This is a genomic window from Candidatus Dependentiae bacterium (assembly GCA_016871815.1).
In the GTDB taxonomy this organism is placed as follows: domain Bacteria; phylum Babelota; class Babeliae; order Babelales.
The window spans coordinates 1-22994 of sequence record VHBT01000015.1 but is presented as its reverse complement, the minus strand read 5'-3'; the positions used below and the strand labels follow the sequence as shown (position 1 = coordinate 22994).

The 22994-nt window shown below is 38.2% G+C and carries 13 protein-coding genes; 4 read left to right on the top strand and 9 right to left on the bottom strand.

What is annotated here, in order from left to right:
- The 5 genes from FJ366_02940 to FJ366_02920 form a co-directional block, all read right to left on the bottom strand.
- Positions 1-4070 (bottom strand): hypothetical protein (locus FJ366_02940; protein MBM3894526.1); only part of this gene is annotated, 4070 nt, incomplete at its 3' end.
- A gap of 342 nt (positions 4071-4412) precedes the next feature.
- On the bottom strand, positions 4413-5024 hold the full coding sequence (locus FJ366_02935) for a hypothetical protein (protein ID MBM3894525.1): 612 nt from the start codon (positions 5022-5024) through the stop codon (positions 4413-4415).
- Positions 5021-5608 carry a hypothetical protein gene (locus FJ366_02930; protein ID MBM3894524.1) on the bottom strand — a complete coding sequence of 196 codons (588 nt, stop codon included), beginning with the start codon at positions 5606-5608 and terminating at the stop codon, positions 5021-5023. Before FJ366_02930 ends, FJ366_02935 begins: the two co-directional genes overlap by 4 nt.
- Before the next feature lie 37 nt (positions 5609-5645).
- Entirely contained in the window at positions 5646-6578 is a 933-nt protein-coding gene (locus tag FJ366_02925; GenBank protein ID MBM3894523.1) for a hypothetical protein, read from the bottom strand.
- The gene (locus FJ366_02920) at positions 6571-9453 is read right to left on the bottom strand and encodes a hypothetical protein (GenBank protein MBM3894522.1); all 2883 of its coding nucleotides are present in this window, start codon (positions 9451-9453) and stop codon (positions 6571-6573) included. The genes FJ366_02925 and FJ366_02920 overlap by 8 nt, the downstream gene beginning before the upstream one ends.
- A gap of 164 nt (positions 9454-9617) precedes the next feature.
- Here FJ366_02920 and FJ366_02915 point away from each other — a divergent pair, with 164 nt between their 5' ends.
- Genes FJ366_02915 through FJ366_02900 form a run of 4 tightly spaced genes read left to right on the top strand, consistent with a single transcriptional unit; the run spans position 9618 to position 17412 of the window.
- Positions 9618-12140 carry a UDP-N-acetylglucosamine 2-epimerase (non-hydrolyzing) gene (locus tag FJ366_02915; GenBank protein ID MBM3894521.1) on the top strand — a complete coding sequence of 841 codons (2523 nt, stop codon included), beginning with the start codon at positions 9618-9620 and terminating at the stop codon, positions 12138-12140.
- 11 nt (positions 12141-12151) lie between these two features.
- Positions 12152-14404 (top strand): zinc-binding dehydrogenase, encoded by a 2253-nt coding sequence (locus FJ366_02910; GenBank protein ID MBM3894520.1) that lies wholly within the window; start codon positions 12152-12154, stop codon positions 14402-14404.
- A gap of 16 nt (positions 14405-14420) precedes the next feature.
- A complete protein-coding gene (gene asnB, locus FJ366_02905) occupies positions 14421-16361 on the top strand; it encodes an asparagine synthase (glutamine-hydrolyzing) (GenBank protein MBM3894519.1) in 1941 nt (646 codons plus the stop codon).
- 13 nt (positions 16362-16374) lie between these two features.
- The gene (locus FJ366_02900) at positions 16375-17412 is read left to right on the top strand and encodes a hypothetical protein (protein ID MBM3894518.1); all 1038 of its coding nucleotides are present in this window, start codon (positions 16375-16377) and stop codon (positions 17410-17412) included.
- On the opposite strand, the gene FJ366_02895 is transcribed toward FJ366_02900, so the two are convergent.
- The 4 genes from FJ366_02895 to FJ366_02880 all read right to left on the bottom strand — a co-directional run bounded on the left by FJ366_02895 (position 17413) and on the right by FJ366_02880 (position 22806).
- A complete protein-coding gene (locus FJ366_02895) occupies positions 17413-19080 on the bottom strand; it encodes a hypothetical protein (GenBank protein ID MBM3894517.1) in 1668 nt (555 codons plus the stop codon).
- Between the two features lie 137 nt (positions 19081-19217).
- A complete protein-coding gene (locus FJ366_02890) occupies positions 19218-20495 on the bottom strand; it encodes an HlyC/CorC family transporter (protein MBM3894516.1) in 1278 nt (425 codons plus the stop codon).
- 61 nt (positions 20496-20556) lie between these two features.
- Positions 20557-22095 (bottom strand): acyl--CoA ligase, encoded by a 1539-nt coding sequence (locus FJ366_02885; protein ID MBM3894515.1) that lies wholly within the window; start codon positions 22093-22095, stop codon positions 20557-20559.
- A 30-nt stretch (positions 22096-22125) separates the two neighbouring features.
- On the bottom strand, positions 22126-22806 hold the full coding sequence (locus FJ366_02880) for a hypothetical protein (protein MBM3894514.1): 681 nt from the start codon (positions 22804-22806) through the stop codon (positions 22126-22128).
- Positions 22807-22994 lie beyond the last annotated feature (188 nt).

Below are 22994 nucleotides of genomic sequence, written 5' to 3'. Positions count from 1 at the left end.
AAGCCCCCTTCGGGCAACACACCAGAACTATTAAGCTTTACTTTAAATTGATAATGCTCACTCTGATTTTTTCTTAATCGAGAGGTAAGAACATCAACAAAAAACCATTTATCATTCAAACCTGTTGGATTAAGCGTCGTTGACGACCCTGCTACCGAAGCTGTAACCTTAATCGCTCCAATAGGCCCCATAAGAGCTCCTTGATACTTGATTCTTGTTGGAGATGCTACAAAACTATCGTTTGTGTCGCTTACCTGCATCAAATACAATCCCTTATTGGTTCCAACCAAGAACATTTTTCCGCCAATCAATGCAATATCACGCATATATTCACCTGGATCGGTAAATATTTCAGCCGTATTGAATGCTTCTAAGGCCTCAGGAGAAGAGTCCTTGAATTTTCCTTCTGTTGCGACAAACCCAGTAAGCCCTTGCCGTCCCATACAAATTACCAATGGAGCAAGTGCAGATGTTTCGTTCACAACGGTAGTTGTCACAAGAATTTTATACACGGGACCAGAAACAGCAGAAAGCACCTTCCATGTTTGCGAATTAAGTGCGGTATAAGCGCCAGAATTTGTATCTGCAAACGAGCCGGGAAGACTTGTCCACCCCCTACCGTTTGAACCATTTCTTAACACAGCAAGACCTCGGTATCCACCGGCAAAAACCCAACCAGGAAGACGTGGTGCAGCAGCAATACAATAAATACTCTTTATTTGATCCAAGTCTGTATCTTGCGCAAAAACCATATATTTTGTTGGATCCAACTTATACGGATAACGGAATGATCCAACAGCAAAAGCTCCTACGTTTTTTGTACAAAAGCCAAGCGCAATTTTGTTATACCCAAAAGCTCCAAATAAATGTGTAGAATCTTGATGATCATTCGAATAACAACTCATAAACTGCATACCATACATTTTTGATGTACCCGCAGAGAAATCTTCCTGAAGCGCACGCGCAAATGAATAAATATTTTGGCGTGAACTATTAACCCCGGTTATTTTTTCGTTCGTATTCCAGCCAATTTTTTGAATAAACGATGAATCATGATTAACCGCAATCAAGGTATCTGTTGATGCATCATACCCAAGCGATGCGATATTTTCATTTGCACCACCAATACATTGCCACTCAGTCCAACCAACAAGATTTTCATCTAAATCTGTAAGCGCCTGCGAAACAAATACTCCTCTTCGACCAGTAACACCCTGAGGATTTGCAACACTCACAAAAACAGCTCGCCCAGAAACCAAAATATCTGTGACCACGCTACGTTGATGCGTTGGCAAGTACCCTCCCCCAACAACATGTTTTGCATAGTTAGCTGCACTATCAGCAGTTTCGCTCCAGGTTTGAGGTGCAAGAACAGCTGCCGTTGCATGAGTAGAATCAGTTGCAATTTTTCCTCTATGCGTACCAGATGAAACTAATGGTAATGCATAAATTTTATTTAAGCGTACAGCACCTTGGCCTGATCCATCGGTTGCAACACCCGCATGATTGGTCCCATTAAAAATTAAATAGGATTTATTATTTGCAGGTGCTTCAAGATCTGTTTTTGTATACATCGAGCGAACTTTAAGAATGTGCTTAAATCCTGTGGTATTATCAACCGATCCTTCAAGAAGTTTTCCTGAATATCGCTGACCCGTTTCAGCATCATTCCACCCAATAAACACAAGTCCTGCATCATCATCGCTATCACTGTTTTTTCCATCAGTTGCTTTTGTAAACGCAAGATACGTGATCTGAGAAATAGGGTCTGAATACATGTCTTCAAGAGATCGGTAAGTCAATGGGTCACCTGTTTGCCCTGTTTGTAATGCCAAAGCCGATGAACCATCCGCTAAAGAATAAACAAAATTTGTACCAGAATAAGGAAGCATATCAGATGCTGTAACAACAGGCTTATTTTCACTATCTAATGTTGTTATTACAGTATGAGTAAATGCTCGAATACAATTGTTATTTCCACTCGAAAAATCATTTCGCGCAGCATCTGGAATAGCCGCTAAAACAATTCCATTTGTGGTTGCTTTTGGCACAAACGAAAGCGCAAAAATACGGGAAGCCGTTCCTGCCGAATCTTTAACATCAGTTGCAACGTTACGTGAAAAAATTGTTCGCGAAGCATCAACCAAGAATAACCGCTTTCCACCATAATTAAGGGTTGTCTCATCAATTTCTGAATGAGTAACAACCAAGATTCCACTTTCATGGAGCGCAGTTGTCCAGATCGCCTTATTGAGAATATCTTCATGCGAAACAAAATGTTGCGTAAGTCCTTGACCAGTTCCTCCAACACCATACCCAACCAGAGAATTGCTTTGCATATCCTTATTTGCACTCGCAGCATAAAACAAATTAAATCCAGGCAAGAACAATCCCAAGCGTCTATTTCGCCACAGCGTTGTTAAATCAGCAATATCAAGCTTTGGCGCTCTTGCAGATGCTGTAGGTGTCACTAAAGCGAAAGAGTTTTGAGGATATTGAGCAAACGTAGGAAGTGCTGTTCCCACAAATTCATTAACGTGATTATTATCAAAAAGAACCATCACGCGATCCGAACCTACAGTATCGATACCGAATGTCACAATCGGAGAATTAAAGGCGGTTGAATTAACCCGTTCCCAAGGAGTCCACCCTTTAAGTTTTCCAGACTTTCCTGTCGCAAGTTCTGTTTCTGAAGAATCATCATTATATGCAAAAAGAGCGCTTGTTTTAAATAGACATGGACGACCTAAATCGTCTGCAACAGAAACATAGACATTTAATTTTGCCTCTTGAACAATAACACTCATATCTGTCACAGGAACGTGAGGCGAAACAGGTAATGGACCACAACCAACTGTTCTTGCAGCAATCAAAGAAAGAGCATTTGGAGACTCTGCAAGTGCATCTCGACCCGCCGTTAACATGCTAATATCATTTCGTTGATCTAACCATGAATCATCATGTGCTGTAACTCCAGAACCTGAAGTTCCCGGATTATGTTTTGTATCAATTTTACCCTGAGCTGCTGTTGACGCGCTATTTCTATTAACCAGCGGAAGTGCATAAATACGATTATACGAATACTGATCACCACCACCACACACGAGCAAATATTTTTTCTTATCTGGTTCCCCATCCCCTGGATTTACCGTAAAAGAACGAACCCTATGAACGTATGGAATTAACGATTTTGCACTACCAGCAGGAGAAGATAACAATTCGCCATCATTTACAAATTTCAAAACAGGAGAAGCTGGCGTTGTTTCATCTAAATAAATTGCACACAAGCCAACTTTAGTTTCATCGGTTCGTGCAAATGCGCAATATAAGCGTTTTAACGATGAATCCCACCACATATCTCGCAATTCGCTAAACGAACCAAGACCTGCTGCTGAAAGTTTAGATGCCGCAAGCTCTGTCATGCCTTCGCCATCTTCATCCAAAATATACAATCGAAAACATGCACCAGTAGATGCGGAATTAAACGTCACATCGGTAGAACTGCCCGCAATTGCAACAACAAAGACTTTTTTTGTTGCCGCTGAAACGCTATCCGAAGCACGTTCTACAAAACACGTTTTAAAGGGAATAGATGCAACACCAGAATTGTTCAAAAATTGAGTGTGAATAAAATACGTGGGAGATGTTTGAGCCGGATCAACTTTAACTGCATACATTTTAGATGCAGGAGCTATGCCACTTTCATTTGCCATGATTTGCAATAACCATGGAGCGTCATCTGTGCCCTTATAAACCAACGACATATCCCACAACGACCTGGTTTCATACCCATTTTCAACAAACGGAGCTTCTGCCAATTGATGCGGTGCTAAACTTTTTACAACACCACCAGCCGAAACACCAACTGCCAAGCGATTGGTTGATAATTTTGAAATAGCTCCAAGAAATAATTGTCGCTGCACAGAATCATAAAAAGATGTTTTTCGCATTTGCCATTGATAAGGCAACGAATACACAACATCTCCCAGCACAGCAGTAGAAGCCAAATAATGACTAAAAATTAAAAAGAAAAACAAAAAAAACTTAGATGCTCGACGGTTATCACTCATTTCTCACCTTTTTTGCAGAATAAACTGCTTCGTGTTTTTGCCTTAAATTGTTATTGAATCAACATAATACAAAGAAGAATCAACCTGCCGGACAGCTTAGTTTAAAAAAGAATGACCGTAAATAGCAGTCGCACATTATGTAAAAACTCTTTTCATCAAGAACTAATAAAAAAATAATCGTTTTTAATTAAAGACGCCTAAAACACGCAAAGCAGCTGGACTTTCAGACTTGTGCGCTAAAACCTTTTTTGCTAACAATTTCGTTTCCGCTGGTTCAAAACTCTTTGGCGTCAATTCATAGACAGCATCACTATTCCTGCAACCATTCAACAATGATTCATTTCAAGAAGATAGCCAATTTCCACAATAAAGTTTTAAGCTCCAATAAAACACTTCTATATCAAATTCATCTAATGAAATATGACCATCTATAAATGCTTTGAAACATTCTACATTTTCTTTTAAATATTCCGTTTTTGGTACAGGTCGCACGCTCAAATCAAAAATTGTTTTTATAGGAATAGTCCAGCAATAAACATCTTTAATTTCAACTTCATCGAATGAAAAAGTCCTCATTCCATTCAACACATATTTTACAATTTTACGTATAATTTTTTTAGAAAAAATAAATGGTTCACGTGCATTTGGATAATCGTTACTTTCTGTATCTTTTTTTTGGATTTCTCCTATTCCTATTGCTAATAAAATAATCCCCATACGATCAACATCCAAACCGAAAGAAAATGCTTCCGCTTCATCAAAAGACTCTTTTAATATCAAAAAATCATCTAAAGTAGATCCAATAGAAAGCTTACCATCATATTTAGGGTTGCGCGCTTCGTCCCAAAAAATTTGCCAGTAATAAGCCTTTTTAAAAAAATAATTTTGATCATCTTCCAATCGTTGTAAAATTAACTCAATAAACAGTTCAATCATTGATATTGTTAATTTCATAATTCGATGCCTCTCTCTATTAACCATTCCATCGCAGCCCAGACCTGATTTTTGTGTCTTCTTATTTGTTTTTTTAATGAATCAATTCGATCTTTTATAATTTTCATCCGTTCTGTTATATTTTTAGCGTTTGCCAATCTTCCATCATCCATAGAATCAGGCTTGTTTCGATATTGCTTTAATTTTTGTTTATGTTTTATAACCTGTCTTTTAAAAGACTTAAACGAACTTGAATTTTCCGCAATCGCTTTTTCATTCATTTTTTTCTTCAATTCATCAATAAATTTTCTCTCATCTGTACGAAGCTCATAATCAAGATCGCCAACCTCATCTGCATTTTTTTCATCAGCAGTTTCATCATCCTCATCATCATCTGGATCCGGAGGCTCAGACCCACCACATGAAGCTACCTGTTCTTGCGATTGCGTCTCTCCTTGTACCTCACCACTATCTGCAGATGCATTATTTCGGGCAGGAGCAAGACTGTTTTTGCTGCGGCTGAGCATCGCATTTGTATCGCGCTCGTCAAATTTTTTGACGATCCATTCTGCTGATTTTTTAACCGCCTCAAAAATGGTTACCACCGCTCGTGTGGTATAATTTACAAAGTTTTTTTAAGGATTAACTCAGTTCACCTAAAACATGCAAAGCTGCTTTACTCTCAGGTTTTTGGGCTAAAACCTTTTCAACAAAAACTTTTGCTTCCTCTGGCTCAAAACTCTCTGGCGTTAATTCATAAATCTCAAGCAACTGCTCAATAATTTCAACGTTTTCTGGTTCAAGTTCTACGGCTCTGTGCGTGTGAAAAAAAGCCACGCCTTCTCTTCCATAGTACCCTTTAGCTAAAAAGGGAACATATTGATCCAAAAAAAACTCTGCCGCAAGCAGATGTAAATCGACCTTTTCTTCCTCGCGAATCATTGCCCACACAAATGAGTAGGCATACAAAAAACCATCTCGTGCAAATATCCGTAATAACGTAAAAAGTTCTTCACGTGAATGTGACGCAAGGTTTGCAAGCGCCTTTGAAAATCTACCTTTTTCTATCAAAATTTTTGTTTTTTCTATACCAAAAAGGCCATCCCAGGGAAACTCAAGGGGTTCTGACGAGTATTCTTTCGTTCGATTAAAACAATACTTTGATTCAGCTGATTTTGGATTTATAGATAATAAATTTTTAGCAATATGATACATTTCTACGGGAGTAAAAACCTCATCTGGAATCTCATAAAGATACGCTTGCAATTCTAATATACTAAAATCATCGGGCCGTAATTCTATCATGCAAGAAACATGCGCATATGTTGAATAAATTGCTCCAAAAAGATAATTAAATAAAGAATCACAAAGATTATAACAAATCTTTTGAGCAAAAAATGAATATGTTTTATCTAAAATTAAATAATTAGCAAAGGCATATGATGTGATATCAGACCCAACACCAAGCGATAAAACAAGGATATTTTCTATTTCATCATTTGTTAAACTTTTTATTTCTCGTGCAGCCTCACAAAAAAGGCCTTTTTTTATTTTTTTTATTATTAATTCATACATAAGTTTTCCATCTTATCATTGCAGTTGTTATCCGAATCGATCCATCGGGTAGAAAAAATGTTCTAGCCTCTACGATATGATTATTTATTTTTAATATATATTTTCTCTGCCCAAATACTTGATTAAGATTTTTTCTTTTTTCAATTCCATTTTTAATCGTACGCGCAATTATACGTCTCACCTCTGGCCAATTTTCTTTATAATTTTTCACCAATTTTTCCCATTGATGCTTTGCCTGAAAAATATGATCTTGCGTCCCAGAATGAGATCCTTTTTCGATTTTGGCTTCGATCTCATCAAGCACTTTTGCATCTTCAGGTCGTTCTTCATTTTCCTCGGGAACATCATCCTCATCATCATCAGGATCGGGAGGCTCAGACCCACCGCATGAAGCTACCTGTTCCTGTGATTGCGTTTCTCCTTGCACCTCACCGCTATCTGCAGATGCATTATTTCGGGCAGGAGCAAGACTTTTTTTGCTGCGGCTGAGCGTCGCATTTGTATCGCGCTCGTAAAATTTTTTGACGATCCATTCTGCTGATTTTTTAACCGCCTCAAAAATGGTCACCACCGCTCGTGTGGTATAATTTACAAAGGCATGTAAGTTATTTGTTTTAAGCGCCACATACGCAACCCCGCCAGAAAAAAGTATCACGGGAGCAAGCGGCACAAGCGTTGCCGCAGAAGGAAACACCGCGCAACCAAAAGCGGTTTCGATCGTTGAAACAACCAACCGTGGCGACAGTGCATACGCCGCGATACCACTAATCGCACTATTAAAAAAGTTCCATCCATCAAACTCAAACGGATCTTCGGAAAAGATTTTCTGGCGAGTTATTTCTTCTAAAATCATTCGCTCAAATCGTGAAATATTCTTTTTACTCATGGCAGTTCTTCGTTTGTCATGTTCGTCAGAAAAACGCTGCAAATCGACTTTGTCTTGTGGCAAGATCGCTTTTTCATCAAGCTCTTTTAAAGCTCGATTCAAGCTATCTGTGTAGGGTTTTTGTCGCTCAAGCGCTTGCTCTTTGTCATACTCCTGCAGCTTTGAAAACATATTTGAGAGCGCAAACTCTGAAAATTCTGTGCCGACGTAAGACGTTCTAAAAATATTTTCCAGCGGCATGCGTACATTAAAATCTATGCCCTGTTTTTTTAACTCAGATGAGAATACATCGCATACCGGTTGTATTGCCGAAAGCACATGAGTAATAATTTTTTGAGAATTATCGTAAATAACAAATACGCCAGCGCTGGTAAAAAACTTGCACGAAAGCTCTGGTGTTAACAAAAATTCTTGAACCGGCAACGGAAATAGTCCGTTCCCAAAACCAAAACGATTTTCTAACGTGCTAGTAATTGCTAGCGGAGACAGACCAGAAGCCACACACCCAATTAATGCTTTATGGTTAAAATGCCAACCATCATACGTTCTGCCATCAACACCATAAACAAGCTTCAAAGAATTCCACGATGATGCCTGCAGCTGGCGATGATCCTTGATAAAATCGTGTGTCAAATCATCCATTTTTGACGCTGGTAAGCGATTAAGATTGTGTACAATTTTTTTTAACCCATCCACCATCAAATTATATGGCGGATCTCGTGGAACTGCCGGCGCAATCCTCACAATAGTTACTACCTGATTGTCATCAAGTCTGACAACTGCCGCATGATCGCGTGAGACTGATACAAAGGAAAAACCATGAATCGGCCGCGAAAGATCTGCGAGCAACCATTCTTTTTTCTGATTAATCTTTTCAACAATTTTTCCCGGTGTAAGCTTGTAATAATCTGCCGCAACAACTGCCCGTTGCGAAAAACCAAATCCATTAAACTCGATATTCATTTCAGTGTCGTTTTTTATTATTTTTTCATCACTCCACGTAGTCGGTAATGCTGCTGACGAAAAAAACTCCTCAACAATCGAGCTGTATACTTGTTTTGGTATGTATGCAGATTTTACATGGCAGAACGCTCGTTGCTCTAAGTCTTTTTGTTCTTGCACCAATTCTTCGGCTCGATCTTGCGGTGCGTTATGTCGCTCATATTCAAGGTTAATAAAGTCAACCAGCTGTCCATGAATATCCATAAAAATGAGTATGCGCTTATCGGCTAGGGCAACACTCAAACCTGTTTTTTCGTGCGAATAAACTTGCGTGCCATCGATCGCCGCGACCTGCGTTCCATATTCGATGGTATACTGCAGCGCAGAATATGAAATTGCATATTTATCTAAAAAAAATTGTACTGGTGATGAAAGATAATATTCACCAACCTGCATATTCAACTGCGGATATTTTTGTAACAACTCCGTAAATTGTTCATTAATACCTTGGGTTTTTTCTTCGTGCTCAAGCGCGACCTGTGCTGACCACTGTGCAACCTTGCTTGAAACATCTGCGCATGCAAACTCATCAAGCTGACGTCGCATCTGTGATGCCCGCACATCGTATCTATCGATTTTAAACGCCTGCGCAAGTGCTCCCGTCTTCTTATACAATACATCCAACTCAATGCAGCCATCTGGCAACGGTCGCGCTTCAAATTCAACCGCAGCGTCCTGCAAATATTTTTTCTCTACTTCTTTAAGCGGTGTATTGGGAATGTCTTTAAGCCGAGGGATTAGCTGTGGTTTTTGATATACTTCTTGCTGAACAGGAGCTTGATATGGATTATCAGCTCTCACTGGAACGAGGCTTTTTGTGTCTACCGAAACCCTAACTGAAACCCTAGAATTTGCATTTTCTGGACCATATATTGGTGAGTGTATTACCGCTGGCGATGAAATACCATGGCTAGAAAATCGACTTTCAAACGCATGCACCGACAAAGAACTCAGCGCACAAAAAAACCACCAAAACAACAAATGCATAGCTACAACCCTGGCAACAACCCAGCATTCGCAAGGACGATATCGCGATTATCCTGTGTTGTAAAGAAGAATTTTAACACACATCTCATACGTGTATTGTATTAATCACTATTTTTTGATAAAAACTGAAGCCGTCGATGATGAGCTGATATTGCATCATCACAATGAAAGGATTTTATTTGTCTATCCTCTTTATCGTTGGGACCCGTCCTGAAGCAATAAAATTATTTCCGCTCTATCTTGCGTTCAAAGAACAAGGCCTACCGGTCAAGCTGTGCATTTCATCGCAACACATTCAATTGATGAATGAGCAACTACATTTTTTTAATGTTACACCAGATTTTCAACTGCCACTTTCACCCCATCTGGGAAACTTAAATGAACTTTTTGGACAAATTGTTCATGAATTAGAGTTAATTTATAAACAATTTTTTTTTAGTTGGGTTTTTGTACAAGGAGACACTGCAACAACCTGTGCTGCTGCAATTTCTGCATTTAATAGAAAAATTAAAATCGCCCACGTTGAAGCTGGACTACGAACCTTTGACCTAGAAAACCCTTATCCTGAAGAAGGATATCGATCGATTATCAGCAGAATCGCAACCATTAATTATGCACCAACAAAACACGCAGAAAAAAACCTACTCGAAGAAAAAATAAGCGCAGAAAAAATTATCTGTGTTGGAAACACGGTTGTTGACGCTCTTCATTTTGGTATAAATAAAATTAATAAAGACCGTTCATTGGTTTCGCAAAATATCCAGGATTTTTGCCAAAAAGCTAAAAACAATAACCAAAAAATAATACTTCTTACCGCACATCGTCGTGAAGCTCATGGCCAAAATCTAACCAACATTTTTTTAGCAATTAAAAATTTTTTATTACATAACGAAAATGTTGTTTGTATTTACCCATCTCATCCAAATCCCAAAATCCAGACATCTCTCATTGTTTCTGGATTTACAAAAGAACTTTTACAAGATCAACTTTTTTTTAGTCCACCACTTTCGTATGCAGATCTTGTTTACTCACTCACGCAAGCAGATTGTATCGCCACCGATTCGGGAGGAATTCAAGAAGAAGCTATTTCGCTGGGAAAACCTATTATTTGTCTACGCAATACCACCGAACGCCCAGAAGGAATCGATCTTGGACTTTCAACCATAACTGGATTTGATACATCAAAAATTACACGCGCCCTAGAAGAAAAACTCTTACAATCAAACCAACCCGCCACTCTGTCATTAATTTACGGCGATGGCTCATCGTGCAAACAAATTCTTAACCATTTTCTGAGCCATTATGTTTCGCCAGAAAAAATAAGTCCTTTAAAGCTTTGGGAGAAACCAAAAACCATGAATATAAATGTACAATCTCATAAAAAATCAGTGTGCATAGTTGGTGTTGGGTACATCGGATTACCAACCGCATTACTTGCAGCAAACACCTCTTTTGATGTTGAAGCCTACGACATTGATCATGAAAAAATTACCCAACTAAAAAATGGCATTACCTCAATTCGAGAACATGATCTTGTAACACTTCTACAGTCGATTTACAAAAAAATTTCATTCACAACAAATCCTCAATTAAAAGCTGATTTTTTTATCATTGCGGTTCCAACGCCATTTCATGAAAATAAAACCGCTAATGTTGATTATGTTTGGCAGGCGATTTCAACCATAACACCCCTGCTCACAGAAGGTTGTTGTATTATTATAGAATCGACAATTCCTGTTTTCTTAACCGATACGATCGCAAAAACCATTGAAAAACAAACATCTTTTATCGTTGGTAAAACTATTTTTGTAGCACATTGCCCTGAACGCGTACTTCCTGGAAATACCCTGTATGAACTCACGCATAATAATCGAATTTTGGGTGGCGTAACTCCAGAATGCGCAAAAAAAGCTGCTGAATTTTATGCCCCATTTGTTTTTGGAAGCATTCAGCATACAACCGCAAAAAATGCTGAACTTGTAAAGCTTATCGAAAACAGCTCGAGAGATGTTCAAATTGCTCTTGCAAATCAAATTGACCAAATTTGCACCGCTGCAGGAACCGACAGCAGAGAAGTTATTGCTCTTGCAAATCAACACCCTCGTGTAAAAATTTTAGAACCAGGATGTGGAGTTGGGGGACACTGTATCGCGGTAGATCCTTATTTTTTAATCAATACTTTCCCACAAGCAACTCAACTGTTTGCTGAAGCGCGTAAGATCAATCATCATCGCCCAGAATTAGTTTTGCATCGAATTCTTGATGTTATTTCAAAAATTCGCACACAGAGTCCAACACGAAAACTTTCAATAGGAATTTGGGGCCTTACCTTTAAGCCAAATGTGGATGACATGCGAGAATCTCCAGCTCTTGAAATCGCTCAAAAATTACATTCTTTAGAAAAAAATTGCTCATTTCATGTTGTTGAACCAAATGTTCACCCGCATAAAATTCAAGAACTCGGTTTCTTTGCAGAAATAGATCCGTTGCGATCTCTAGAAATCGCTGACGGGATAATTATTTTGGTAAAACATAATGAATTTAAAAAAATTTCATACACACAACTCAAAAACAATGTCATTTTCGATGCCTGCGGCCTTCTTTACGACACCGGACACCACCAAGAGATAGCCCAAACCGAAACACTTTTACTACATACAAAAAAATCGACCTCCGCAACTTTCTAGAAAGGCCGGCCATGAAACAAGTCTTTTTGTCGCAAGGAAAAGCAGTAATTCAAGAAGTTTCAAGACCTCTTCTTAACGACACAAGCGTACTTGTTGAAGTTGCATACTCCTGCATTAGTCCAGGAACAGAACGCGCAACTCTCAACAATACAAATAAATCAATTGTTAATCGTATTTTTACTGAAGGCCAATCTCAGATAAACAAAACCCTAGAAGCCCTGGCTCAAAATGGGCTGCGTTCAACAATTTCACTCGTCAAAAGCAAACTCGAACAACTTATTGCAGTTGGTTACTCATGCTCTGGAGTTGTTATCGCCGTTGGAGCTCGTGTAAAAAACATATCAGTTGGCGACCTTGTTGCATGTGCTGGATCTGGCTATGCGATGCATGGCCAATTCGTTGTTGTGCCAGAACATTTAACGGCAAAACTAATCCACGAAGAGTCACTCAAAAACGCATCTGCAACAACACTTGGCGCTATTTCACTACATGCACTTAGACGGGCTGACATTCATTTCGATGAAATTGTTTGCGTACAAGGACTTGGTTTTCTCGGCCTTATCACAGTTCAATTAGCATTTTTGGCAGGATGCCGAGTGATTGGCATAGACATCCAACAAGATCGACTAGATCTTGCAAAAAAATACGGTGCTTTTTCTGTAATAAATGGACAAAGTCCAACAGCCCTTAAAGAGCTCTTATTTGCAACTGAACATCACGGAGCAGATGCAACAATCATAACTGCTGCCGGAAACTCTGCTGAAATTCTTGAATTTGCAACACAAGCAACACGCCGAAAAGGAAAAATTATTATTGTTGGGGATACCCCAATCACCGCATCACGCGATGAATTGTATCAAAAAGAAATCGATTTACTTATTTCTTGCTCGTATGGACCTGGAAGATATGACGAACAATACGAAGCACAAGGAATCGACTATCCATATGCGTATGTACGCTGGACAGAACACCGGAATCTGCAAACAATTGCTCGACTTATCGATGAAAAAAAACTTAATTTTGATGATTTAATAACCAGCGAATATCAATTACAGCAAGCTCCAGAGGCATATGAATCTCTTTCCAAAAAAACCGCGATTGGTATTGTTCTGTCTTATAGCAATCACTCAGAAATTATAGACCCTCAACCAGAAATAAGTCATGTCCCTGCGATTGTTTTTAAAAACCCATCAGATTCAATAAAAATTGGATGGATCGGAACAGGAGGCTTTTCTACCACCCAACTCATTCCTTCTTTTTTAAAGAATCCTGCAATCTCTTTGCATGCTCTTTCAGATACAAAAATTCAAACGGTTGTTAATGCTGCTCGCCAATTTAACGTCGCAGAATATTCAAATGACTATCGACATCTTCTTGCGATTGAAGAAATAGACGCTTTTGTTATCGCAACACCACACAAATTTCATACCGAGCAACTTCTTGACGCACTTTCTACGGGCAGACCAGTTTTTGTAGAAAAACCAGTTGCAGTAACTCACGATCAACTCAAAAAACTCTATGCTTTTCACCATCTGCAGCCAACAGCTCCGTGGCATGTTGATTTCAACCGCAGACATTCACCGTTTATTGCACAGATCAAAAAAGCAATCACCAATCGAGCAACCCCACTAGCTATAACATACAGAATTAACGCCGGATATATTCCATCAACTCATTGGATTCAATCCCTTGAACATGGCGGAAGAATTGTTGGAGAAGTATGCCACTTCATTCATCTGCTGATTTATCTCTCCGGAAGTCTTGTTACTCGGATTGCAGTATCTCCTGCGGGTAAAGGTCGCGCCGACATGAATAACAATGACACTCTTTCAATTCAACTGAGCTTTGCAGACAACTCAATTGCATCGATTTTATACGCAGCCACAGGAAGCTCTTTACTCGAAAAAGAGCGCCTTGAAATCTTTTGGGATGGAAAAAGCGCAATTCTTGAGGACTTTAAAACACTACAAGGGTTTGGATTAGACCATACGTTTAACCGCATGAGTAGTACACCAGAAAAAGGATACACACAGGCTATATCATATTTTGTTGATGGAATCATATCTGGCGATTTATCGTCTCACGTAGGTGAACGCCAACGTATTTTATATGCAACGGAAATAACCCTTGAAGTAGATCTTCTTGCGCAAGCTGGAGGCGGCGTTGTCGATTACGGATATCAGGCTCAAAAACTATCTCAAACAAGCGAAAAACAAGATGATTTCTTCCAGGCATCTCCAGAAAATCAAACCATTCAACTCTAATCGATAAGGATATACCATGTGTGGAATCGCAGGTTTTTACGATACCAAAAAAAACCTAACGGATAATCACTTTGCGCTTTTACGCGGCATGGAAGAAGCAATTAAACACCGCGGTCCAGATGGTTATGGATATTGGCTTTCTCACGATAATTTGATGGGACTTGTTCACCGCAGACTCAGCATTCAAGATCAGTCTTTTAACGCTCGACAACCCTTTCATAGTGATGACAATTCGATTGTTATTTCATTTAATGGAGAAATTTACAATCATCCAGAACTTTCAGTTCAATTCAAAAACGAAGGATTTGTATACAAATCAAACAGCGACACAGAAACACTTGTTTTTGCATACAAAAAATGGGGCATTGAATGCTTAAAACATCTTAATGGCATGTTTGCATTTGCGTTATTTGATACAAACAAAAAAACTCTTTTTCTTGCACGTGATCGATTTGGCATCAAACCGCTCTATTTTTCTACTCAAGGCGGAATCATTTCATTCGCTTCTGAAATCAAAGCGCTCACAACACTCCCTTTTATAAAAAAAACCATTATACCAGAGCTTATTTCGCACTACCTTTCTTTGATGATCACACCTGCACCACTAACGTTATTTAAAGAAATATACAAACTTCCAGCAGGATGGTATGCAATATCCAAGCTCGATGGCGAATTAAATTTTCACCAATGGTATTCACCTCTTTCTATCATTACCCAGCAGACAACTATTTCCGATGAAGCCGAAGCAATCAATGCACTAGACTCATTACTTCAAGCCGCAGTAAAACGAACAATGCTTTCAGATAGACCCGTTGGTGCTTTTTTATCAGGAGGACTCGATTCAAGTTTAATTGTTGCACTGATGAATCAGAGCTCATCAAACGTGCACACTTTTTCTGTTGGATATGAATCGTGGATGCAAGATAACGAACTAGAACACGCAAAAAAAGTTGCGCAGTTGTTTGCCACAAAGCACCATGAAGTGCTATTAACCGAACAGACTGCAAACGCAATTTTAGATAAAGCAATTTTTCATCTTGATGAACCACATGCAGACCCCGTCTGTATTCCTTTCAGCTGCGTTTCAGAGCTTGCACGAAACAATTCTATTCCGGCAATTTTGATAGGCGAAGGCGCAGATGAACTTTTTATGGGATACAGTATTTATCAAAAATATCACGTATTTAATTCAATCGGACTGTCTTCATCTCAACAATCATTTTCCTCCAACACAAAAAAAATTATTGCTGCATGCGCAGCTCCATTCATTCGCAAAAACGACTTTTATCAAGAGATTATGTACAACTGGGAAAACGATCGCGCACTTTTTTGGACCGGAGCTCTTCCCTTTACTGAACTTCAAAAAAAACAGCTTTTAACAAAAAAAATGTCTGAATTTCATGACCCTATTCTAGAAAAAATATATCCGGGACTACTCATAACGTCAGACACACATTCTATCATTGAATATCATAGAAAAAATCTCTACTCGAAAGCTCCAAATATTTCTCTAGAAAAAGAAATGTGTTACCTAGAACTCGTTCATCGATTGCCAGAACTACTTCTCATGCGTGCAGACAAAATGTCTATGATGCATGGGATAGAAACGCGAGTGCCATTTCTCGATCACACGATTGCCGAGTTTGCTCTTGCACTCCCAACAAAACTAAAAATTAGTTGGTCGTGTACAAAATATTTATTAAAAAAAGTCGCAGAACGATACTTACCCAAAGATATTGTTTATCGCAAAAAACAAGGCTTTAGCGTTCCTCTCTTGCATTGGTTTACAAAAGGAGAATACTTTCCTGCAAGGATCGCGAATACACTTGATACAAACGGTCCGCTATTTAGCAATCTTGATCCACAAAAAATAGCCTCAAATAATACGCAAGCTCCAACGAAAGCCGTTCAACAATGGTCGTTGTTGCAATTGTCGCTTTTTGAAAAAACCCTATAAAAGGATTATTCTTATGACCCCAACACACTATATGATTTTATGTGGCGGAAAAGGACAGCGTCTCTGGCCGTTAAGTCGCTCAAATACGCCAAAACAGCTCGTATCAGTTGATGACAAACAAACGCTGCTGGAAACAACCGTTGAACGATTAGCTCAAATAAAAAAAAATACTGATAAAATCGGAATTGTTACGAATAAAGAATACTTTCAGGCTATTCAGCAATTACTTGGTGATATTGTAGATACCTACACAATTGAACCTTGTGGAAAAAACACTGCACCAGCAATGCTGTACGCATGTTTGCAAATTGCAGAAGAAGAAAACACCGACCCTGTAGTTGTTTTTACCCCATCTGATCATTCAATTAAAGAGACCTTTTTATTCGAAAAAACATTAACGAGTGTCATTTCATATGCCGAATCGTATGGAGATATTTGTTTAATCGGAGTAAAACCTTCAAAAGCATCATCTTTGTACGGATATATTCTTGCAAACAATAAAGACGAAATAAATTCGCCAATTAATATTGATAAATTTATCGAAAAACCTCCACAAGAAATCGCTGAACTTCTCTGGAATACCTCATACACACTGTGGAATTGCGGTATTTTTGTTGCTCGAAATTCAATTTTTTTACAAGCATTCAAAGAAGCCGCTCCTGAGCTCTATCAGGATATGATTTCTGTGGTACAAGGACACAAAGAATACGCGCAAATTTCACCCTGCTCATTCGACACAACAGTAACAGAAAAGATTGCAAATCGCGTTGTCTTTGCATCAAATATGACCTGGCAAGATTTAGGTGATATTGAATCATTTGTCTCTTACTCTCAAGATAAAAACAGCAAAAAAGAACAAAATTGCATTTCTCTGAATGGCGAAGGAAACATCGCGCATAGCAAAAAAAAGCTTATCGCTTTTGTCGACGTAAGTAATTTGTGCGTCATCGAAACAGACGAAATAATTCTTGTAAAGAAAGTAGGAGAACAAGAAAACATCAGAGAACTTATAAAAAAATTGGAAGATAAGGGGTTTCAAAACTTTTTGTGATTATTCTTCTAAAGATTTGCTTATTCCAGAAAATTGCTCAACATAAGCATTAAATTCCTTTTCTACATCCAGAAGATTCTTTTTTTTCATTTTCCATTCCGGGAGAAACCAGCCCCAGTAGAACTTTTCTGCATGTTTCTCTTCTGCCAATAATCCCTGCCGCGTAAGAAAAACTCGATAATCTCTTTCTGCTTCAAGTGTGCGATACGTTGCAAGCTTATTTTTACAAGACCATGCAGACATTAAAACAAAAGCACCCCAAAAAAACATTCGTCGCTTATCAACTTTAACAAACCCAAAACCATCCTCTCGCTGGGCATAATTATAAAAATAAGTTGATCCATACATTCTAAATAATTCCATACACATCACGGCAATTGCTCCCAAACCTGCCGAATAAAATAATCGTCCAGTTGTTCCATGCCTAAAACCACGAGAAATTGCATCTACAAAGGTTAATTTATGATCATTGACCATATTCGCATGGAATCTAAATGCTAGTTGCTTCCAATATTGATCTGTTCTTTTTTCTTGCCCCAACAAAAGCTCTTGAGAAAAATTGTCATATATTTTTTCCAGTTCTTGATAAATTTTTTCATCATTTCCGGCATGTTTATTCCAAAGTGATTCAATCACGTATCGCACAAATGAATTTTTTTTCTCATCTGCCTGCAGCACTTGCGCAAGCTCAGAAGAGATATGTTTCAAAATATGCTCAAGAAAAGCCTCTGCCGTTCTACCGCCTAAACGGGCTTTGTGATAACAAAATGAAGATCTAATTCGCTTGAGAATTGGCCATGATTTAATTAAATGCTTCAGAAAAATTTCTTTTACTATTAACTGACCTGGATATGAGTCATGAGTATAAAAAGCCTGAAAAATTTTACGATTCTTTTCATTAACAGGTTCTTGGCGATCACTATTATTAATCTTTAGCCGACTAAACAATTGTTTAATCGTCGGCAACAATCCTTTTGATTTCCATTCCGGCTCTTCATCTGAACTATCAGCCTGTTTGGGCAGGGGTTGAGAGACTCTAACGCGACGATGTTCTGCTTTCTTCTGCATCACTTCTTGATCTGAATTATCAGTTTCCACCTCATTAGATTGTCCCCAAAAAAATTTCATACCTTGGAATACTTCTCTCAATGTATTTTCAAATCTTTTCTGAAATTTATTAAATAAAGATGAAGTGCTGAAATCTTGACCTCTTGAACTATTAACCCCTAATGACTCTTCAATCTCAATATGTTCTTTAACTAAAACTGTTCTTCGTCTTACCTCAGATTTTCCATTAAATTCAGAAACGCCCGCAGCAATATAATACTCTACAGCTTGCAAAAAGTATGACACGAAAAATGCCACTAAAAAATCCGATACTAGTGGATCAAGAGCCTTTACAGGAAGAGTGTAACCAAGTAAGTCCAGCTGTTCAAAGGGTGTTAAGTCATCACTTTTCTTTTGCAAAATACGGACAAGATTTGCTCGTTTAGCTTCTTTTTTTTTCTGAATTTCTGAAGAAAACCGATCAAAGTGCAGCTCTCCAAAGCTAGACAATCGTTCTATCGCCACTCGTTGCTTATAAGTTGGGACCGCAAAAACGTGCTTTCCCTGTAGTAACCCTACAGAGAACAGTCCACACAAAAATAATAACCGTGCACAATTCATTGGCTAAATCAATTTTATACTAAAAACACCTTCTATACTGCATGCCTTATTCTAGGTGAAAAGATGAAGAAAAACATTTTTAATAAAAAAACGATAATTTTTAGCTAAAATTTAAACTTTTTTATCTCTATTCGATTCTAGCTGACATCTTGCCCTGAAATAACAGTTGTTTTTTCGTGGACAATCAAGACCTGAAATATCCGCTTATCAGTAGCCTGCTGAACCGTAAAGATATAGCCTCGATAAATCAAAGATTCACCATTTTGGGGCAAATATTCAAATTTTTCGGCCAAAAATCCCGCAAGGGTCAACGATTCTTCAACTTCAAATTTAATCGCCAAGAAATCTTCGAGCTTATCTAACATAATACTCGCATTTATCAACCAACCGCCCTGCTCTAATGGGATAATACCTGTATGAATTTTTTCATGCTCGTCACTAATTTCACCAACAATTTCTTCGATCAAGTCTTCAAGAGTAACAAGCCCTATAACATTACCAAATTCATCAATAACAATAGCCATGTGCATTCGTTTTTTTAAAAACTCATTCAAAAGCTGGCTCACCCGTTTTGTCTGCGGTGTAAATAAGACTGGTCTTACAATCTCTTTAAGAGTGATATTTACCTGCGATGAATAATGATCAAACAAGTCTTTATGATAAATAATCCCAATAATATTATCTTCTTTACCGTCATACACCGGAACACGAGAATACCGATGATGCCTTAAAAATTGAATGGCATCGGGAATACCTGCATTTACATCAAGCAAAACCATGTCACTCTTGGGAACCATAACTTTTTCAACAAAAATTTCACCCAACCCAAAAACATTCTGCAACATTTCAGACTTCTCAGAGTCAATAATCCCAGATTCATCACTTTGTTTAATCAAATACTCAAGTTCATCTTCGGTAAACGCATCGTTTGATGAGGTGATATCGTTTCCAAAAAAAAGAAATATATTATTCACCACAGAAAGGAGCACCGTAACAATAGGATAAAGCGTTGTAATAATTCCTGACGCAAACCACAACAACATTTTAACGCCCTTGAGATAATGCAATCGTGCAGACATTTTCGGAATTAAATTTGTAAACAAAATATTGGCAACAGTAGCAACAACCGCACCAACACCAATACCAATTGACCCTAAAATAATTTCAAATGCTTTTGAAACGCACAATGTTGCCACAATATCAATAAAACTATTGAGCAATAAAATGCCAATTAACAGCTTTTGCGGATTAGTCTGCCAAATATCAAATAATCGTTCATAGCTTTTTACATCATCCCTCAACGCTTTCAGTTGATAGGGACGAACAAGATGAATAGCTGTCTCCAGAAAAGAAACCAGCCCACTCAGAAAATAACAAACAACAGCACCAACTATGAATATGTATACGGTCGACATGGCGCCGAAATCTCCCTCTTTTCTGATTTTTTATCTGCATTCAATTATTATAGTATAGCTGTTAAGAAATTATTTTTTTAACAGTTCTTTTATCTATTTTTCCAAACGAACTTAACGGCAGTTTATCCATCACGATAAATTTATGTGGAACCTTATACGCAGCAAGCCGTTTTTTGCAAACTTCAAGCAACTCTACAGAATCTATAAATACGCCTGGATAAGGCTCAACAACTGCTATAGGAATCTGTCCAAACAATTCATGGTCAGCGCCAAAAACCGCAACCTTAAAAACACCCGAAACCTGTACCAAAACTCGCTCGACTTCCTCCGGGTAAATATTAAATCCCTTAAAAACAATAATATTTTTTTCACGACCAACCAGCTCAACACCCAACAACGTTTGTTTCACCAAATCTCCAGTATGCAACCAACCATCAATCACGGGACAATCCAAGGCATTTAAGTCTCCAGAAAAATATCCCAAAAAAATCGTTGATCCAGACAAAAGCAACTCCCCAATCCCTTCTGGTAAAGAATCTTTGTACAAAATTTTATAAGACACGCCAACAAAAAAAGGATCTATAATTGATGATTTAATTTTTGCGGAATTTACATTCATACCAACCACCGGACTCGCCTCCGATAATCCATAACCAGATGCAATACGCCTTCCAAAAACAGACATAAACAACTCCTCTATCGAGGATGGTAAAAAATCTCCGCCAGAAACAAATAACTTAACCCCAGAAACAGGCAACTCTGGCATCGATGCAAACAAGGCGAAAAGAACCGGAACCCCAAAAATCATGGTCGGCTTACAAATCTGAAAGGCTTTTTTGATTTCTGCACGAGAGGTCTGGGTAACTACATATACCGTATCACCAGACAAAAGAGGCTTACAAACGCTTGTCATGTGACCAAACGAATGACTGGCAGGAATAATGCTCAATAACCGAGCATTATTTATCCCCAAAAACATGCATCTTGCTTGAGTTTGAATACTATTTGTTAGAATATTAAGCGCCGACAAAACAACGCCCCTGGGCGAACCTGTAGAACCCGAAGTATACAAAATAACCGCAGGCGCATTAATATCTTTAACTACCAACCCATCAATAAATCGAGGTAAATCTTGTACTGAAAAATCTTTAATATCAACCAAAAGAGTTGCGGGACGTTGAACAAACAACGTATGAATAAAAGGATTTTTCGCAAAAATTATAGCTGACGGATTCACTTGATTAAAAATATCTTCCACTTCTTTTTCGTGCAAAAGTGGAGAAACTAAAATTGCAACAGCGCCAACCGCATGAACAGCATGATACCAAAAATAAAAATCGATAGAATTTGGTAAAAAAATGATTACTTTTGCATTAAGGCCTATTTTCCATGCGGAAAGATATGCTGCGCGATCACAAACCTCATCTGCAAATTCTTGATACAAAACAAGGCGCTCATGCGAAATAAGCGCCTTGTTTTCAGCAAATTGAACTGTTTTTTTCAAGAATAACTGTCGTAATGGATTTTTACTCAAAAAAACATCCGCCAACTCATCATAAAGCTGGTGAATTATTTTTTTTTCTTTTTCAACAGAGTACACAGGAAATTCTCTTTAAAACATATAAATCAATTAGTTGATATCCGTATCTTTTGAATTTTTATTTTCTTCATCATCACGAATATACGGATTATTAATTTTCAAAAAAGCCTCTTTGATCGATTCCAAATCTTCATCGCTCAAATCGCAAGAAGAAGAACAATCATCTTCTGAACACTCTTGGTCATCGCACTCAGAAAACTCTTCTTCATCGGTTTCATCATCTTCAGTAAATTCAGCCATAACTGCTTCAAGCTCTTTAAATCCGCCTTCCTGCAACATATGAGTTAAATCTTGAACAATGTTATCCAAAAATTGACGATCCTCAGCAGCCTGTGCATCAAGCTCTTTTTGGAATGCTTCAAAATCAGTTACCGCATCACCAAAGTCTTCTGCCAAGATTTCAGCCAATTCTTGCTGTTTTGCTTTATCGCTTACATTTTTAACATCAACAATCGCTGTTTTTTGATCTCTTAAAAAGCTCAAATCGCTTGCTAACTGAGCCTCAAGTTTTTGAATATTTTTTGAAAACATATGACGAATATCTGCAATCACCTTCTTTTCATCAGTGGTTAAACCAGATTCATCATACTCTGCCAATGTTTTTTCAAACGATTTCAAATCGTCTACGCTTTGTTGGCGACCAACTTCATGAGAAGCGATCAACATACTAATTTGTCGCTCAAAAGCATTTAATTTTTCTAAAACGTTCACAACGTCCCCCTATTCACACATAACAATACGATCTTTTTCAAAACTATCTTTCTGAACGCTACAAAAAAAGCCCTCACGCTCACCAAGTCGCTTTACCGCCTCTCCTTGAGCATACCCTATTTCAAAAACTAAGCGAGGAAGCCCTCTAATATCCTGAAATTTTTCACTCAAAACCTTACTTGCACGTG

Excerpts from the sequence above, each read along its gene's own strand:
- FJ366_02935 (MBM3894525.1), bottom strand. The coding sequence starts at position 5,024 with ATGAAATTAACAATATCAATGATTGAACTGTTTATTGAGTTAATTTTA.
- FJ366_02925 (MBM3894523.1), bottom strand. The coding sequence starts at position 6,578 with ATGTATGAATTAATAATAAAAAAAATAAAAAAAGGCCTTTTTTGTGAG.
- FJ366_02920 (MBM3894522.1), bottom strand. The coding sequence starts at position 9,453 with ATGCATTTGTTGTTTTGGTGGTTTTTTTGTGCGCTGAGTTCTTTGTCG.
- FJ366_02915 (MBM3894521.1), top strand. The coding sequence starts at position 9,618 with ATGAAAGGATTTTATTTGTCTATCCTCTTTATCGTTGGGACCCGTCCT.
- FJ366_02910 (MBM3894520.1), top strand. The coding sequence starts at position 12,152 with ATGAAACAAGTCTTTTTGTCGCAAGGAAAAGCAGTAATTCAAGAAGTT.
- asnB (MBM3894519.1), top strand. The coding sequence starts at position 14,421 with ATGTGTGGAATCGCAGGTTTTTACGATACCAAAAAAAACCTAACGGAT.
- FJ366_02900 (MBM3894518.1), top strand. The coding sequence starts at position 16,375 with ATGACCCCAACACACTATATGATTTTATGTGGCGGAAAAGGACAGCGT.
- FJ366_02895 (MBM3894517.1), bottom strand. The coding sequence starts at position 19,080 with ATGAATTGTGCACGGTTATTATTTTTGTGTGGACTGTTCTCTGTAGGG.
- FJ366_02890 (MBM3894516.1), bottom strand. The coding sequence starts at position 20,495 with ATGTCGACCGTATACATATTCATAGTTGGTGCTGTTGTTTGTTATTTT.